Origin of the sequence: Vibrio sp. Vb1755 (genome assembly GCF_033338635.1) — a bacterium.
GTDB classification, from domain to species: Bacteria; Pseudomonadota; Gammaproteobacteria; order Enterobacterales; family Vibrionaceae; genus Vibrio; species Vibrio alginolyticus.
This window is the reverse complement of sequence record NZ_JAWOTA010000180.1, coordinates 1-1326: the sequence shown is the minus strand read 5'-3', so window position 1 is coordinate 1326 and position 1326 is coordinate 1. Positions and strand designations below refer to the sequence as shown.

The following is a 1326-nucleotide window of genomic DNA, read 5'->3' as shown; positions in this document are numbered from 1 at the left end:
GCTCACCAAAGACACCGTTTCGACAAACGATGACTTTGTCACCTTTCTCGATCAAGTTAACGAAACAAGTCTCCATCCCAGCACTGCCTGGAGCAGAAACCGCAATAGTGAACTCATTTTCGGTTTGAAAAGCGTATTTCAACAGCTGTTTAAGCTCATCCATCATCGCGATAAACAGAGGGTCTAGATGACCAACCGTTGGACGGCTAAGGGCTTGCAATACCTGCGGATAAACATCGGAAGGACCAGGGCCCATTAAAATTCGGTGAGGGGGAATAAAGCTTTGGATCGGCATGTCAGCTCCTTGATTGCAGTCATTTAGCCTGAAAGAAGTCATTTTTAGAATTATTTGCCATCAAAACATCGTCACTCTTCATGCTTTGCAAGAAAACTCACTTGAATTATTTAACAAGTCGTTCACCAGAAAACAGGAGCAATTTTTATTTCGATTAGCAATACATTCAGGCATCAAAGGTTTCACACTAATGTATTTTGTTGCACACGGCAATTAGCCCTAAGTATAGAGGTCAAACCACTGTCACAATTTCGTTAATAAAAACCATCATTCTGGTTGAAATATTGATTGACATTGTGACGTCAAAACCGTTCAATGTTTGAGCTTTATGTAGAAGAGGAGCACTGCCCAGGCAGATGATTTGTGGAACCGCAATTCCAATACCAATCATTCAGGGGGAGTAGTGCCGAGGTAAGTCAAAATTGCAGGGTTTGGCTTGTCGGTTGACTTGGGTTGAGTCCCATCAACTGTCATCAGCACCGTCTGATGAAGAGCTTCTGAGGGTACATTTTCAAATGACAATCTAACTACCTCTCTTTTTGCTCTGTTCCTTTCCTCACAAAACATTGGATGTGTATATTTTTTAGGAAGTCGTGGGAGAAACGCAGTGGGCGCATTTAACGTAGCTAAATTCGGTGGGACCAGTGTTGCCAATTTTGAGGCAATGAGTCGTTGTGCCACCATCATCGAAAACAATCCAAATACTCGCCTTGTTGTTAGCAGCGCTTGCTCTGGGGTAACCAACATCTTGGTAGAACTGGCCAATGGCGTTCAAGATCAGGAACACCGTGCTGAGTTACTAAAAAACCTAGCTGAGATCCATGATTCCATTTTGGCTCAATTGGAAGATGCGACAGAAGCCTCTTCAGAGGTGTACGGAATTTTAGATACCGTGACCAGCCTTGCAGAAGCCGCCTCAATTCAAGCAAACACCAAACTGACCGACCACCTTGTGGCATGTGGTGAGTTAATGTCGACGCACATTTTGGCGCAACTCATGCGAGAGCGTGGTATCAATGCAGTACGATTTG

The 1326-nt window shown here is 44.0% G+C and carries 2 pseudogenes and 1 riboswitch; of the pseudogenes, one reads left to right on the top strand and one right to left on the bottom strand.

The annotated features are described in order from the left end of the window. Positions 1-295 (bottom strand): annotated as a pseudogene (locus tag R7E00_RS23695) (alanine--glyoxylate aminotransferase family protein); the annotation flags it as partial. Between the two features lie 326 nt (positions 296-621). Beyond that, a riboswitch (Lysine riboswitch) is annotated at positions 622-800 on the top strand. A 102-nt stretch (positions 801-902) separates the two neighbouring features. On the opposite strand from R7E00_RS23695, the pseudogene R7E00_RS23690 reads away from it, so the two are divergent. Continuing rightward, positions 903-1326, top strand: a pseudogene (locus tag R7E00_RS23690) (lysine-sensitive aspartokinase 3); the annotation flags it as partial.